This window comes from Bacillus sp. FJAT-52991 (genome assembly GCF_037201805.1).
Taxonomy (GTDB): Bacteria; Bacillota; Bacilli; order Bacillales; family Domibacillaceae; genus Bacillus_CE; species Bacillus_CE kandeliae.
On the sequence record NZ_CP147404.1, the window covers coordinates 2,587,870 to 2,603,703 of the forward strand.

At 41.4% G+C, this 15,834-nt stretch carries 11 protein-coding genes; all 11 read right to left on the bottom strand.

All coding sequences use genetic code 11. From position 1 onward, the window contains the following. Nucleotides 1-15 precede the first annotated feature (15 nt). Nucleotides 16-789 carry an electron transfer flavoprotein subunit beta/FixA family protein gene (locus WDJ61_RS13350; RefSeq protein WP_338750522.1) on the bottom strand — a complete coding sequence of 258 codons (774 nt, stop codon included), beginning with the start codon at nucleotides 787-789 and terminating at the stop codon, nucleotides 16-18. 67 nt (nucleotides 790-856) lie between these two features. Then, entirely contained in the window at nucleotides 857-1,630 is a 774-nt protein-coding gene (locus tag WDJ61_RS13355) for an enoyl-CoA hydratase (RefSeq protein WP_338750523.1), read from the bottom strand. Between the two features lie 27 nt (nucleotides 1,631-1,657). Further along, on the bottom strand, nucleotides 1,658-2,242 hold the full coding sequence (locus tag WDJ61_RS13360) for a TetR/AcrR family transcriptional regulator (protein ID WP_338750524.1): 585 nt from the start codon (nucleotides 2,240-2,242) through the stop codon (nucleotides 1,658-1,660). 96 nt (nucleotides 2,243-2,338) lie between these two features. Beyond that, a complete protein-coding gene (locus WDJ61_RS13365; RefSeq protein ID WP_338750525.1) occupies nucleotides 2,339-4,027 on the bottom strand; it encodes a long-chain-fatty-acid--CoA ligase in 1,689 nt (562 codons plus the stop codon). A 523-nt stretch (nucleotides 4,028-4,550) separates the two neighbouring features. Then, nucleotides 4,551-7,607, bottom strand: coding sequence for an efflux RND transporter permease subunit (locus WDJ61_RS13370; protein WP_338750526.1), 3,057 nt, complete (start codon nucleotides 7,605-7,607; stop codon nucleotides 4,551-4,553). 95 nt (nucleotides 7,608-7,702) lie between these two features. Continuing rightward, nucleotides 7,703-9,061, bottom strand: coding sequence for a HAMP domain-containing sensor histidine kinase (locus tag WDJ61_RS13375; RefSeq protein ID WP_338750527.1), 1,359 nt, complete (start codon nucleotides 9,059-9,061; stop codon nucleotides 7,703-7,705). After that, entirely contained in the window at nucleotides 9,058-9,732 is a 675-nt protein-coding gene (locus WDJ61_RS13380; RefSeq protein ID WP_338750529.1) for a response regulator transcription factor, read from the bottom strand. Before WDJ61_RS13380 ends, WDJ61_RS13375 begins: the two co-directional genes overlap by 4 nt. 171 nt (nucleotides 9,733-9,903) lie before the next feature. Beyond that, nucleotides 9,904-11,100, bottom strand: coding sequence for an MFS transporter (locus WDJ61_RS13385; RefSeq protein WP_338750531.1), 1,197 nt, complete (start codon nucleotides 11,098-11,100; stop codon nucleotides 9,904-9,906). Between the two features lie 177 nt (nucleotides 11,101-11,277). Continuing rightward, nucleotides 11,278-11,685 (bottom strand): DUF350 domain-containing protein, encoded by a 408-nt coding sequence (locus tag WDJ61_RS13390; protein WP_338750532.1) that lies wholly within the window; start codon nucleotides 11,683-11,685, stop codon nucleotides 11,278-11,280. Between the two features lie 25 nt (nucleotides 11,686-11,710). Further along, complete coding sequence (locus tag WDJ61_RS13395; protein ID WP_338750534.1) at nucleotides 11,711-14,065, bottom strand: endonuclease MutS2; 2,355 nt, start codon at nucleotides 14,063-14,065, stop codon at nucleotides 11,711-11,713. Between the two features lie 18 nt (nucleotides 14,066-14,083). Next, nucleotides 14,084-15,793 (bottom strand): DNA polymerase/3'-5' exonuclease PolX, encoded by a 1,710-nt coding sequence (gene polX / locus WDJ61_RS13400; protein ID WP_338750536.1) that lies wholly within the window; start codon nucleotides 15,791-15,793, stop codon nucleotides 14,084-14,086. Nucleotides 15,794-15,834 lie beyond the last annotated feature (41 nt).

Below are 15,834 nucleotides of genomic sequence, written 5' to 3' on the forward strand. Positions count from 1 at the left end.
GTCCCCTCCTGTCAGTTAAATCACTTTCGCTTCTTTATGCAATGCATTAACAAGTTCTGCTACTTGATCGCTTAAATCGCCTTCTAGTACACGACCTGCTTCTTTTTTCGGCGGTAGAAAAATGTCAATTGTTTTTGTTTTTGTTTCAACATCTTCTTCCTCTAGATCTAAATCATCAAGCTCTAATTCTTCCAGTGGCTTTTTCTTCGCTTTCATAATTCCTGGTAAAGATGGATAACGTGGTTCATTTAATCCTTGTTGTGCTGTCACTAATAAAGGAAGCGCTGTTTGGATTTTTTCGGAATCCCCTTCAACGTCACGAACAATGTTTACCGTCTCGCCATCGATTTCAATGTTTGTAATGGTTGTCACGTAAGGAATGTCTAATAGTTCCGCTACACGAGGGCCTACTTGACCGCTACCGCCGTCGATTGCTACGTTACCAGCGATGATCAAATCCGCCTCTTTATCTTTTAAATACTCAGCCAAAATTTTAGCTGTCGTAAATTGATCTCCATCTTCAATGTCGTCCTCGATATTGATCAGAACCGCTTTATCTGCGCCCATCGCAAGAGCTGTGCGAAGTTGCTTTTCACTTTCTTCTGTTCCGACAGAAACGACAGTTACTTCGCCACCTTTATCGTCACGGATTTGAATCGCTTCTTCAACCGCATACTCATCATATGGGTTAATGATAAATTCTGCTCCGTCTTCTTGAATCGCACCGTTAGCCACGGAAATTTTTTCTTCTGTATCAAATGTTCTCTTTAACAATACGTAGATGTTCATATTTTCCCCTCCTGCATTCTTAACTTTCTATGCTTTTAAAAGATTGTGAAAATTTTTCACAAAAAAATTATTGACCTGTAAATTCGGGCTGGCGTTTTTCGATAAATGCTTGAATGCCTTCTTTCGCATCTTCTGAAACAAACACAACCCCGAAGGAATCCGCTTCCTTTTGCACGCCTTTATAGTATTCAGCGTGTTTTGAATAGTTTAGTAGCTCGATAGCTGCTTTGATGCTAACTGGGCTTTTTTGTGCTATTTTTGCTGCCATTTCCCTTGCTTTTGGCAACAGTTCTTCATCATCATAGGCGTGGTTGGCAAGACCCCATTGAACCGCTTCTTTTCCTGAAATCGGCTCACTTGTCAACAGCATTTCTGCCGCTTTCGCCATGCCTACATATCGCGGTAGACGCTGTGATCCAGCGAATCCAGGGACAAGACCAAGGGATAACTCAGGCAACCCAAGCTTGGCCTTTTCCGTTACCAGTCGAATATGACAGCTCATCGCTAACTCTAAGCCACCGCCAAGTGCCGCCCCATGAATAGCGGCAATCACTGGTTTCGAAAAGGTTTCAATTCTTTCGAATACACGTTGTCCTCTTGCAGCGAGCTGTGAAAACTCTTCTCCTGTCTCGATGGAGGTAAACTCCTTAATATCGGCTCCAGCTGAGAAAAATCTACCTTCTCCCTTCAGTAGAAGGACTCGAATATCTTGATCCGCTTCGATTTCATCTAACACATGATCGATTTCTTCAATCAATGCACCAGATAAAGCATTGGCCGGTGGACGCTTAATTGTGATTTCAGCCACTCGGCCCACTTTTTCCAAAGATATGTACTCCATTTTCTCACCATCCCTTTATTCCATTCTTTAGCGGGCAGAAAATCCATTCAATAACATGTCTCCCACTTCTGATGCAAGCGATTTGAGATCATATTTTTGATCATTCATCACCCAAGTGGTAACGGTTTCATCCATCGTCCCAAAAATCATTTGCCTAGCGAGTAAGATATTTAACGATCCCTTAAACTCACCCGTACGTACGCCCTCTTTTAAAACATCATCTATTAACAGCAAATAATCTTTGATCACTGCATTAATTTGCAGGCGCAGCTCCTTGATCGACTGGCGAACCTCTAGCTGAGTGACGACAGCTAAATGGGGATCTTCCGACAAGATTTTAAAATGATTTTCTACCAACACTAATAACTTCTCCGCCGCTGTCGATTTTCCTGCTACAGCTTCTCGAATTTTTGCTACAAAGTCCCCCATTTTTTCCCGGAACAAAGAAATTAATATATCGTCTTTATTTTTAAAGTACAAATAAATCGTACCATCCGCTACGCTTGCTTGTTTCGCAATCTTAGAAACTTGCGCTTGGTGATAACCGTTCTCTGCAATCACAACGACTGCTGCATCAATGATTTGGCGGTATTTTGGTTTGTTTTTTTTCAACAGCTGCCCCTCCTAACCAACAAATGAATGACTATTCATTCATAATTCTATATTATCTTTTTTTTCTGAAATAGTCAAGAGGGCAGCTTGTTTCAGTTAACTCGTTTTCTCTAATTTCTTTTTTTCTTCGTCTACTAGTGCACGCCGCAAAATTTTTCCGACAGCTGTTTTTGGCAGTTCTTTTCGAAATTCATAAATTTTTGGCACTTTATAAGGAGCGAGATGATCTCTAGCGAACGCGTTTATTTCCTCTTCCGTTACTTCATATCCTTCCTTCAATACGACGTACGCCTTAACAGTTTCTCCGCGGTAAGGATCCGGTACGCCAGCAACGACTGTTTCTTGAATCGCTTCATGCTCATATAGTATTTCTTCCACTTCACGCGGATAAATATTATATCCACCTGCAATAATCATATCTTTCTTGCGGTCAACGACATAAAAATAGCCTTTGTCATCCATGTAACCAATATCTCCCGTTAAAAACCAGCCATCTTTAAATGCCATTTCCGTCTCTTCTGGACGATTCCAATAGCCTTTCATAATTTGCGGCCCTTTCACGACAATTTCCCCTACTTCATGAGGTGGTAGAAATTCTCCTGTTTGCATGGAAATGATACCAGCATCCGTATCCGGCCACGGAACACCAATACTTCCTTTCACCCGTTCGCCATCCCAAAGGAAATTGCCGTGAACAATAGGGGACGTTTCTGACAAACCATATCCTTCTACCAATTTACCACCCGTGATTTTTTCAAATTTCTGCTGTACCTCGACTGGTAACGGAGCGGAACCGCTCAAGCAACCATGGATGGAGGAGAGATCATATTTTGGCAAATCCGGGTCATTCAATAACGCGATATATATCGTTGGAGCTCCTGGAAAAAGTGTCGCTTTTTGTTTCTCAATCGTCTTCAGTGTCGTTTTCGGATCAAACTTAGGCAACAACACCATTTTGTACCCTTGCATAATGGATAAGATCATCACAGTTGTCATGCCATACACATGAAAGAAAGGGATAATGCCAAGCACCACTTCTTCTCCATGCTTGCATTTGTACAGCCAAGCATCACACATCGTCGCATTCGAGACTAAATTTTTATGCGTGAGCATCACACCTTTTGGAAACCCTGTCGTCCCACCGGTATATTGAAGCAAGGCAAGATCTTCTTCAAAATTCAGTGGAATCTCTATTTCTTCTGCTGTTTCATTAGCTATTATTTTTTTGAATTCATGATTGATTCCTCGTTCTTCGATGTGAACGACGAGACCTGTTTGTTTCTTCTGAATGTAAGGATAGATGATGTTTTTCGGAAAAGGCAAGTAATCTTTGACAGCGGTTACAATTAGATGTTCAAGATTTGTGTTTGCCCAAACACTGCGGACACGCGGATAGAGAATATCAAGAGTGATCATGACTTTAGAACCGGAGTCCTGCATTTGGTATTCAATCTCTCTTTCTGTATACAATGGATTCGTTTGAACAACAATTCCCCCAGCATACAATACACCGAAATAGCTAATCACGGCTTGTGGGCCATTGGGCAGCATAATCGCTACTCGGTCTCCTTTTTCTACCCCTAGCTTTTGTAAATAGCGAGCTAGTTTTAAAGCAGACTCATACACTTCTGTAAACGTCAATTCTTTTCCTAAGAAATGTATGGCTATTTTATTAGGGTAATCATTCGCTGCCTTTGTTAAATACTGTTGAACGGGTTGCTCTTTATACGTCAAAGTCGTTGGTATCTCCTCTGGATATTGCGAAAGCCACCTCTTATCCGTCATCTCCATCCCTCCTAATTAATTTAGAATATTTAAAATATTCTAAATTAATTATAATGCATTTTTATCATCGATGCCAATCATTCTTAGCTTGCATTTTTCACTAAATATAAAGTGAAACTTCAATCAGTGGGGGTTTTCTTCATCCCCCACTGATGAAAAGAGAAACAAAGGCTAAAGTCGCAACGTCCTGTTGCAACGCCTTTGTAACCTGCATCGTGCAGGCCCGAATGGATCGGGCGTTTACTTTAAAAAGCGGAGGGCGTTTGTTCAGAGGCGACAAGCACAAGGCGAATCACTGAAGAGGCGTTCTTTGCCTCATCAGCGATTTGACTTGTGACCTCGAGCCTCTAACGCCCGCAGCTGGATTTGGGCTGTTGATCCCCCACCTACACGGCTACGCTCCTTCTGCCATGTTGAGGTGGGGGTCTTACAGCCCGTTAATGCGGGATAAAGAAACTCGACTTCTCCACCATCATTACGTGCGGCGGAGAAGCCAAGCTGTTTTGCAATCAAATTGCTTCTATTAAGCCGTTTTCCTTTTGTTACGCGTTACTTTTTTTCGATCGCGTTTAACCGCTTTATAGATAGAAGGGACGACAATAAGTGTTAGTATGGTAGAAGTCGTCAATCCACCAATGACTGTGATGGCTAACCCTTTTGAAATAAGCGCGGCTGATACGGATTCAGTATCGCTAGATAAAGCAAGTGGAATGAGCGCACAAATGGTGGCAACGGCTGTCATCACAATCGGACGAAGGCGCACTTTTCCTGCTTCAACTAGTGCCTCTGTTACATCCATTCCATTCTTTCGATTCGTTTCCACACGGTCAAGTAAAACGACCGCATTTGTGACAACAACCCCAATCAACATCAATAATCCGATCATGGAGCTTAAAGATAAAGGTTGACCCGTTAGTAGCAACAAGCTAAATGAACCGATCGGTACAAAGAGAATGGATGTTAAAATCACAATCGGCGTTAATATTCCTTGGAACGTCGCACACAGCACGATAAATACTAAGCCAATAGCCATCAGCATCGCTACGATCATTTTAGAAAATTCTTGATTGATTTCCTCATTCGCTCCGCCTGTTTTTAGTGTCACACCATCTTCAAAAGAGAGCTCTTTCATTTCTTTTTCAATCTTTTTAGTCTCTTCTAATACGTTCTGACCTTTGACCGTGGCCGTTACTTTAGCTAATGCTTGACCGTCTTCATGTTTAATTTCTACCGGTGTTTTCACTTCTTTCAGCTCAGCGATATCTTTTAAAGCTTTTTCACCGTTCATGGTTAACACTTTTAAGTTTAATAAGTCTTCTTTACTTGCTACTTTTTTGTCATATTCAAGTGTGAGGCTATATGTTTCATCATTTAATTCATAATCCATTAATTGAACTGGAACTAAACGCTCTTGAATGGCCGCCATGAGCTGAGTAGCATCCACATTGGCTTTACGCCCTTCGTCATTAATTTCCACTTCCCATTTTGTACGAGCACCAGTCATTTCATTTTTTATGTTTTTCAACTGATCATTTTCTTTTAAATGTTCTTCTACTTGATTAGAAGCTTTCTCCAGTGCAGCAAAATTATTGCCATATAATTCTACATTGACTTCGTTGCCTGCTGGCCCAGAACCCATCATGGCAGAGTAATCTTCCACCGTCATTTCAGCAGTTGCCACTTTGTTTTCTAAATCTTTCTTAAAAGGTTTAAGCAAGGCGTCTGCCTTATAACCTTCTTTTAGCTTCACAATAAAAACGGCTTCATTTTCACTACTTTGCATCGACATTGGATCAAGAGATTGACCAACTTGGACACTGCTATAATCGACTTCTTTTCGACTTTCTAAATAGCTCTCTACCTTTTCTGAAGCAGCATTCGTATCCTCAATTTCTGCTGAGGCTGGTAGTTTCATGCCGATCTTCATTGACGTTCCGCTTTCAGATGGCATTAAAGAAAAGCCCATCATTGGAACGAGTGCAAATGAACCGACTAATAATAGCAGTGAAGCCATGATCACGAGCCATTTTCTTTTTAAAGCACCGCGCAACGTTTTTTCATAAAAACGAGTGATCTTGGATTCTTTCTCTTTCTTCGGCTTCATCTTTAAAAAGACGCTTGAAAGCATTGGAATTAACATGATCGCAACAAAGAACGAAGCTAGAATAGAGAAGACAACCGCTAATGAGAATGGACGGAATTGCTCACCTGTAAAGCCTGAAACGAAAACAATTGGTAAAAAGACGATACAAGTCACAATCGTAGAAGAAGCGATCGCCTTCATCACCTCTTGTGTGGCTTTACGAGCAATCTCTTTTTTCGGAAGTTGCCCACCTTGTTCTTTCAGCCAACGATCGATATTTTCAATAACAACGATACTATCATCTACAATTCGTCCGATCGCCACCGCCAGACCACCAAGGGTCATGACATTTAAGCTGTATCCCATTTTTTCAAAAATAAAGATGGTGACAAAGATCGAAACAGGCAAAGAAATGATCGAGATAATCGTTGCTCGGAAGCTTCTTAAAAATAAAGCAATGACGATGACTGTAAATAAAGCACCAAATAACCCTTCCTTGACAAGCTTAGAGATCGATGTCTCAATTTCGTTTCCGAAATTCATAATTGGAAACACTTCATAGTTCTCTTGCTTTTGATATTCGTTAATCAGCTTGTCAACGGCCTTCGTTATTTCTACGGTATTTCCATTCTTTTCTTTTGTTACATTGATCACAAAAGCCGTCTCACCATTATAACGAGAAAGCTCTTCCCCTTCTTTCTTCATTTCAATTTCAGCGATGTCCCCAAGCTCCACAGGTGTTGCCGGAGTTCCAAGTGTAGAAGGGGGAGTGATTTTGGTCTTCTTCAACTCTTCCACGGTGCGAATTTGGCGATTCAAGCTCACAGGAATTGTGTTGCCTTCACTCTCTATCGCCCCTATCGATACATCTTTATTTTTCATTTCTAACGCTTCTCTTATAGCTTGTAGCGTCAGCCCATTTTCGCGTGCTTTCTTTTCATCTACTTGAATGAGCCATTGATTTTCCGATTCTCCACTTACATCAATGCTGGCGATTCCTTCCGTTTTCTTCATTTCAGGAATCAATGTGTCATTAAGAAACGCTTGTAACTCGTCTGGCTGCTCAGATGTTAAAGCGAATTGCATAATCGTGTTCATCATGCTGTCTGTCGTTAAGATGTTGTGCTCTGTATATTCTGGAAGTGATAGTCCACTAATAATGGATTCAAGCTTAGCGGATGATTTATCAAGATCTGTGCCATAAGGGTATTCAATTTGAAACGTAATCATTTGACTCGATGTGGTACTGATGACGCTTTTTGCATCTGCACTAGCATTCAACTGCTCTTCAAATGGCTTCGTGATCCGCTCCTCATTTACTTCTGCTGATGTACCATTCGGGGTTGTAACCTGAACAAATAAGGCAGGGTAAGTAACATCTGGCATAATTTCTTTCGGAATGGTTCGAGAAGCAAATATTCCTCCTCCAAGAACTAATAGACAAAGTAAGAAAACAGCAATTCCATTTTTCAGACTCCATTTTGTCAATTGTATCATTGCAATGGGCCTCCTCTTTATTTAATGAGCTCACTCTAAAAATAACAGGCGAATATGAACTCAATATGAACAATTATTGGAATTGTGTAAAAATATTATCTCTTTTGTCTAAGAGGCAATGTGATAACGAAACGGCTCCCAGACCCAATTTGGCTGTCTACATGAATGTCACCTTGATGTATATCCACAATTCTCTTCACAATAGATAGCCCAATGCCGTGGCTTGTCTTTTCTGTCCTAGAAGAATCGGCCCGATAAAAACGATCAAAAATATGACGCTGATCTTCATCCGCTATCCCAGGTCCCGTATCCTCCACACCGACCTGAACTCGCTCGCCTTTTGGCCGCAGCCAAATTCGAATCTTTCCCCCTTGATGATTATATTTAATGCTGTTTTGTAATAAATTCATCCATACTTGATATAGAAGATCGCGATCTGCTTCAATCGTTGCTTTTGGCAATTTAATCTCTAGCTCCAATTCTTTCTCCAGCCATTGCGGCTCTGTTTTCAAGATTAAACCGCGAATTTGTTCATCAAGGGCATATGAAGTGGGATCAAAAGGATGCTGATCCGATTCTAACGAAGCAAGACTAAGTAAATTGCGACATAGCCTTGATAAGCGTTCACTTTCCTGTTCAATCACTTCACTAAATTCGATTCGCTCCATTTCTGATAATCCTTCTCTCTTCAGCGCTTTTGAAAATCCGCGAATGGAAGTGAGCGGTGTTTGAACTTCATGAGAGACATCCGAAATAAAGTTGCGGCGCATTTCTTCGAGACGGCTCAAGTCTTTCGCCATCGCATCTATGCTCCTAGAAAGCGTTCCGATTTCATCTTTCCGCTTTGAGTGTAGCTGAACATCAAATTGTCCTTTTGCCAATTTTTTTGTGACATCCGTCATTTTTGTAAGCGGGTGAACGATGTAACGAGAAACAACTAAAATCAACAACGCTCCAAGCATGATCGCTACAAACAATCCGATGTTTAATATTTTATAAAGATCTTTTGTCATACCTCCGTCATCAATATATACAAATACAGCATGTGGCTCTCCATCAACTGTAAACGGAAGTCCTACAGTCATGTAACCAAAAATATCTTTCTCGCTTTTGTACACATCCCCCTGTTTAACGGATTGCACAATTTCATCGGAAATCTTTGTTATTTCCTTTCTTTGACTTCCAAATACTTGTATATCTCCTGTTCCATCATATAACTGAATACGCAAATAAAGCGATTCAAGGAATCCATTATAGGTACTCTTTAACAACTCCTTATCAGGAACAGATTTATAAAGCTGTATAAAGCTCTGTCCTTGCTCTAACATTAGATTTTCTTGTTCTCTGCTATACTTTTTGTCCACTAAATAGCTCACTGTGACGACCGCAGCCACTAGACTGATAATAAAAGTCAATATATAAATGAGGATGATTCTAGTATAGAGCGTTTTCATGACATCACTTCTAAACGGTATCCAAGCCCACGGACCGTGACAATTTTAAAATCCTCGTTCATTTGTCGCGTTCGCTCACGAACTCGTTTAATATGAACATCAACGGTGCGTTCATCTCCTTCATAGTCCATTCCCCATATTTGCTCGATTAGTTGAGCACGAGTGAAAATTTTTCCTGGGTAGCTAGCTAAACGGAATAATAACTCAAACTCCTTTTGCGGCAGCACAATAGATTGGCTGTCCATAGAGACGGTCAAGGCTAATTTATCAAGTAGTACTTGCCCAAGCTGAAGATGGTGAGACCAGCTGATTCGGTATCTTCTTAATAACGCTTTCACGCGCATGAGAAGCTCCATTGGATCAAATGGCTTAACGATATAATCATCCGCACCATTTTGAAAGCCGTTTAATTTGTCCATCCGTTCTCCTCTTGCCGTCACCATTAAAATCGGTAACTGTGAAAAAGTGCGCACTTCCTTACAAACTTCGATCCCATCCATTTTCGGCATCATAATATCTAACACAAGTAATTCAGGCTGAAGTTCAAATATTTTATCAAGAGCTTCTTTACCATCATAAGCTTCAATAACATCGAATCCCTCAGGTTCTAAATAAATCTTTAACAACCGTTGAATATTAGGATCATCCTCAGCAACTAAGATCCGCACCATGAATTTATTCCTCCCATTTTTTATTCCATCATACCGCAATAATATGAACTATATATGAACGAATTTCCAATGTTGGAAATTTAAAAGCGAAGGATAAAAAAAGCCGATTGCTCAGCATAAGTATCGACGAATCCATACTTATGCCGAGCAATCGACAACAATTGTAGCTTTTCATTCACTGCGCATATGATTTTTCTGCCTTTTCATTAATCGTATAAGCATTCCAGCTGCAATAATCATCAACAAGCTGGAGATATATACAGCATTTGGAACAGCCATTACATCAGTTAGGGCACCGCCAAGCATAGGTCCGATGATCATAGCGGAAGCAAAAAGCATATTAAACAACGCGTACGCAGTCCCATATTCATCCCCATCGCCACCATTGTCATCTACAACTTTTCCTAATGCCGAAAGAGTGGGAGAAAGAGCAAAACCAGTTGCTCCTCCAAGCGCTATACCAGCGAATACTAGCACCCAAACAGATGTACTGATCACAAGAAACGGCAACGCTAACGCCATAAAAAATAAACCGATGATCATAATTTTATAGGGATCATATTTGCTAGAGAGCGATCCTGAAATCGGCGAAAATGCACCATAAGAAATGGTCATGACACCGAAAAACAAGCCGATTGCTTGCGCATCCATACTTAAATAGTTAGCGGCATACACTGGGAGCACAGGTTCTAGCATCGTTACAATTCCTTCACCGATCAAGATTACAGCTGCAATCCACCTGACTTCTTTCACTCTTAACAAGGAAAACGTTCCGCTTTGTGTTTTAGAAGGCGTACGTTTAGGTTCTTTTAATAAAAACAACGTCACAAGAAAAATAAACACATTGCACACAATCGTCACAAGAAACGGCAATTGATAACCACCGAGATTAAACAACCAGCCGCCAACAGGCGCACCAAGCAGCGTTCCTGCGGACACACCAGTTAACGCAAACCCCATAACGGGTCCTCTGCTTTTCCCTGGAAATAAATCGGCAAGCAAGGCAAAGCCCGCTGTCCATGATGCCCCTGCAGCCACGCCTTGTATAAAGCGAGCAATAATTAACATCCACATATGATCTGAGACAATAAATAATAACGTGGAAATAATAAGTGTGAAAATTCCTAGAAGCATGGGGATTTTTCGACCGATCTTATCCGATAATCGTCCCAAAAAAGGAGTGGCAATTAATAATCCTACAGCATATGTACTAAATAACACGCCCATCATCGTTGCTGTTGGTTGATACGTTTCATCAATATAAGGTGTAATCGGCACAAGTAAACTATACATGATCATATCTGTAAACAGCACAGCAATCACAAGGAAAAGCCCTGTCTTTTGCAGGTTTGTCCATTCTTTTTTCATTTGAATTTCTCTCCTATTTGTCTAGCTATTCATGAAAAAAACTTCCTGTACATAAGGAAGTTTTTTCAAATTAAATCAAGCAAGAAAAAGTAAATAAATGACGCCAATGGCGAAAAATCCTCCGCCCAGCACAAGTAGCACTTTTGCTAAAGTTTCCATCGCTTCACTACTCCCTTATCATAATAAAGCTGCGCCGATGACATAGGATAGACCGATAGAGATGACCATAGAGATAAATCCAACTGCCCGATTGTCTTTTTCAATCTCCTCATCAATTTTAAAGTGAGGCGTCAAAAATTCAAATATAAAGTAGCCTATGAGTAGAAGAAAGAAACCACATACACCCCATCCTACCATCGCAAGCAAAGAATCATTATGCAAAATGGAATGGCGAAAAACATTTGCAATCCCGAATATTTTCCCACCCGTGGCCATCGCAACAGCCATATTCCCTTTTTTTATTTCTTCCCAATTACGATACTTTGTCACAAGCTCAAACACAGCTAAAAATAAAATCACACAGACAATAACGACACTGATATATCCGGCAAGCTGAACGAAATTATTTTCCCAGAATCGGTTCATCCTCGCAATGTCCCTCCATTATGCATTACTTGAGCTCAACAACTGTTACACCGCTGCCTCCCTCTCCAGCTTCACCGAAACGGCTTCGTTTGACAGACCGATGATTTTTCAAAAATTCTTGTACACCTTTTCTTAAAGCACCGGTCCCTTTGCCATGAATAATGGACACACGAGAATAACCAGCAAGTAAGGCATCATCAATATACTTCTCCACTTTCAACAGAGCATCTTCATAACGCTCACCTCGAAGGTCAAGCTCGAGACTGACGTGAAAATCTCTGCCACGAAGAGTCGCTATCGGTTTCGGCTCGGCTTTTTTCTCTGACTTGATCCACTCTAAATCCGATTCCTCCACCTTCATTTTCATGATCCCCATTTGGACATGCCATTCCTTGTCCCCACTTTTTTCAATGAGGTGACCTTTTTGGCCAAAGCTTAACACCTTTACTTCATCCCCTGGGTTAAAGATGCGTTGCGTAGAAGTGGCTTTTTTCTTTTTCGGCTTCGCGGCTTCTGGAATCGCTTCCTCCAGGCGGCGCTTCGCTTCGATCAATTCATGCTCTTTAATGCCCGCTCGCTGTTCTAGTTGCAGCTTACGTAAATCTTTAATCACTTCTTCTGCTTCCGCTTTTGCTTGTTCTACAATAGCGGCCGCTTTTTCACGAGCTTTTTCCGCCAATTCTTCTTCATGAGCATAAAAATTTTGCATTTGCTTTTGCATATCTTGATGAAGCTTTTCTGCCATCTTTAAATAGTCGTGTGCTTCCTTCTCTTCTTCCTCCGCCTTTTTCCGACTTTGTTCAAGCGAGGCAATCATTTGATCGACTTCGTTCGTATCTGCTCCAATTAAGCTCCGAGCTTGATCAATAATATCGAGATTTAATCCAAGACGTTTGGAGATTTCAAAGGCATTACTTCGGCCTGGTACTCCAATTAATAATCGATACGTTGGGCTCAATGTTTCTACATTAAATTCCACACTCGCATTGATGACCCCTGCACGATTATAGCCATAAGCCTTTAACTCTGGATAATGGGTCGTCGCAATGACTCGAGCACCGCGATGATGGACTTTATCTAAGATGGAAATCGCAAGGGCCGCTCCTTCTTGAGGATCCGTTCCTGCCCCTAATTCATCAAAGAGAACTAAGCTTTCATGATCCACTTCTTGTAAAATATCGACGATGTTCACCATATGGGAAGAGAATGTACTTAAGCTTTGTTCAATCGACTGCTCATCGCCAATATCAGCAAACACGGACTGAAAGACAGCCGTTTCTGAACCATCAAGTGCCGGAATAGGCAGTCCTGCTTGCGCCATTAACGTTGTCAGTCCGACCGTTTTTAATGTCACCGTTTTCCCACCTGTGTTTGGTCCGGTAATCACAATCGTGTTAAAATCTTTTCCAAGCTCGATATCACTCGGCACCGCTTCCTCGATCGGCAAGAGTGGATGTCTCGCTTTATGCAAGCGAATGTAACCATTAGGATTCACATTCGGCTTCGAGCCTTTAATCGTCTTGCCATATTTTGCTTTCGTAAACATAAAGTCTAACTCACCGAGCAAGCCTGTTAAATGGTATAACTCTGATCCATGCAGTTCCACTTCCGCTGTTAGCTCGGTAAAAATCCGTTCAATTTCTAACGCTTCCTTTAGTTTCAATTCACGAACTTGATTGTTCATTTCCACCACAGATTCCGGTTCAACAAATAACGTTTGACCGGAAGAAGACTGATCATGAACGATCCCACCGTAATGACCACGGTATTCCTGCTTCACCGGAAGAACATAGCGATCGTTCCGAATCGTAATAATCGCATCCGAAAGCATCGTTTGTGCATTTTTTCCTCGAATCAGACTTTCAAGCTTGCTGCGAATGCGGCTTTCATTCGCTCGCAATTGCTGACGAATATGTCTTAAGGCGTCACTGGCTGAATCTAATACTCCTCCATGCTCATCGACCGCATGCTTAATTCGATGCTCAAGCGGAGTTAAGACAGGAATCATTTCCTCCTTTTCGGCAAGAATAGGTAATTGTTCTCCCTCTTCGATCAATCCAGTAATGAAATTTTTCATCATTCGACCAGCATAGATCGTGCTTGCAATTTGGACAAATTCCATTCCGTTGAGCATTCCACCAATTTGCGAGCGTTTCACATGTGGGCGAACATTATAAATGCCGCCAAGAGGAGCATGCCCTTTCATCCGCAGAACTTGAGCCGCTTCATCTGTTTCTTCCTGCAGACGAACTACTTCTTCATAAACAAGTGCCGGCATTAAAGACTCTGCTTGCTCTCTCCCTAGCGAAGACGCCGCGTGTTCAGCCAATTGTTGCTTAATTTTGTCAAACTCAAGGGTCGCTAATACTTTTTTATTCACGGAAAAAATTTCCTCCCATTATCTATTTAAAAAAGCTAAGAAATCTGCTTTACTGTACGTGTTGATGACCGTTTCTGGACGAAGCCATCCTTTTCGTCCAGCTTTCACACCAATATCCATAAAATCGAGATGCTCGATCGCATGAGCATCCGTATTGATCATCACCTTTACCCCGGCATCCTGTGCTTGACGAAGATGCTCAGCACATAAATCCAGTCGATGAGGATTCGCATTTAATTCAAGAGCTGTGTTCGTTTCCTTCGCCAGTTGAATCAGCATCTCCATATCCACATCATAGCCATCTCGGCGACCGATAATTCTGCCTGTTGGGTGAGCAATCAAATCAACATGTGGATTGCTTAACGCCGTTTTTAAACGTTCCATAATCACCTCTCGCGGCTGGGAAAAACTAGAATGAATCGAAGCAATCACAAAATCGAGCTCGCTTAATAACTCGTCATTATAATCTAATGTCCCATCTGGCAAAATATCCATTTCAATACCTGATAAAATTTCAATATCATCATATTTCTCGTTCAAACGTCGAATTTCTTCGTTTTGCTTTAATAGCCGTTCAATCGATAACCCATTAGCTACTTTTAAATAACGAGAATGATCTGTGATCGCCATATATTCATATCCTTTGGCCCGGCATGCCTCAATCATTTCTTCAATCGAATTGGCCCCATCTGACCATGTCGTATGCATATGAAGGTCGCCTTTCATCTGCTTCTCACTCAGCAAGCTTCCTTCTTCTGTGAATTGTTCAACCTCTGTGCCATCCTCTCTAATTTCAGGCGGAATCCATGGCAAACCAAAGTGATGGTAAAAATCCTCCTCAGAATGAAACGTTTTTGTTTCACCTGTTTCGTTATTTTCTACCCCATACTCACTTATTTTCTCTCCGCGATCTTTCGCTAGTTGACGCATGCGAACGTTATGGTCTTTCGAGCCAGTGAAATGATGAAGAGTAGAGGCAAATTCTGCTTCCGTCACGATTCGAAAATCAACAGAAACGTCCCATTCCCCATCGAGAACAACTGATACTTTTGTATCTCCACCAGCAATAATTTCTTTAATACTTGATAACTCCAACAGTTGCTCTTTCACTGTAGCGGCTTCTTTTGTAGCGATGATAAAATCTAAATCCTTGATCGTTTCCCGTAGACGACGCAAACTACCTGCTCGAGAAAGCTTGGCAATTTCTCTAATGGACGCTAGCTCTGCTTCAATCGACTCAGCTACGGTTAACATATAGGAAATCGGCAGTCGTTCTGGTCGCTGTCCTACTTTAGCAATCGAAGCCAAAATCTTCTCTTCTGTTTTTGCCCCAAAACCAGCGAGACCTCTGACAAGATTGCTTTCACACGCCGCTTTTAATTCATCAACATTGGTAATTTGAAGTTCCTTATATAGCTTGGCAATTTTCTTCCCACCAAGTCCCGGAAGTTGCAGCAACGGAATCAGGCCCGCTGGCACCTCTTCTTGAAGCTCCTCTAAAACGGTCGATTGACCGGTTTCTCGATATTCTTCAATCACCGCAGCGGTCCCTTTCCCAATCCCCGCAAGCTTCGTTACATCATCAATTTCGGTTAAACTTCTTTCATCATTTTCTAAGGCAGCGGCCGCCTTGCGAAACGCTGATATTTTAAAAGGATTATCGCCTTTTAGTTCCATGTATATCGCGATTTTCTCTAATAAACGAATAATGTCTTTCTTATTGATCATAATTTGTCACCATGCTTTCCAAATGACTATCTTCCTTATAT

What these genes read in the sequence shown, in the direction of transcription:
- WDJ61_RS13375 (WP_338750527.1), bottom strand. Translation starts at nt 9,061, where the DNA reads ATGAAAACGCTCTATACTAGAATCATCCTCATTTATATATTGACTTTT.
- WDJ61_RS13385 (WP_338750531.1), bottom strand. Translation starts at nt 11,100, where the DNA reads ATGAAAAAAGAATGGACAAACCTGCAAAAGACAGGGCTTTTCCTTGTG.
- WDJ61_RS13365 (WP_338750525.1), bottom strand. Translation starts at nt 4,027, where the DNA reads ATGACGGATAAGAGGTGGCTTTCGCAATATCCAGAGGAGATACCAACG.
- WDJ61_RS13350 (WP_338750522.1), bottom strand. Translation starts at nt 789, where the DNA reads ATGAACATCTACGTATTGTTAAAGAGAACATTTGATACAGAAGAAAAA.
- WDJ61_RS13355 (WP_338750523.1), bottom strand. Translation starts at nt 1,630, where the DNA reads ATGGAGTACATATCTTTGGAAAAAGTGGGCCGAGTGGCTGAAATCACA.
- polX (WP_338750536.1), bottom strand. Translation starts at nt 15,793, where the DNA reads ATGATCAATAAGAAAGACATTATTCGTTTATTAGAGAAAATCGCGATA.
- WDJ61_RS13390 (WP_338750532.1), bottom strand. Translation starts at nt 11,685, where the DNA reads ATGAACCGATTCTGGGAAAATAATTTCGTTCAGCTTGCCGGATATATC.
- WDJ61_RS13370 (WP_338750526.1), bottom strand. Translation starts at nt 7,607, where the DNA reads ATGATACAATTGACAAAATGGAGTCTGAAAAATGGAATTGCTGTTTTC.
- WDJ61_RS13380 (WP_338750529.1), bottom strand. Translation starts at nt 9,732, where the DNA reads ATGGTGCGGATCTTAGTTGCTGAGGATGATCCTAATATTCAACGGTTG.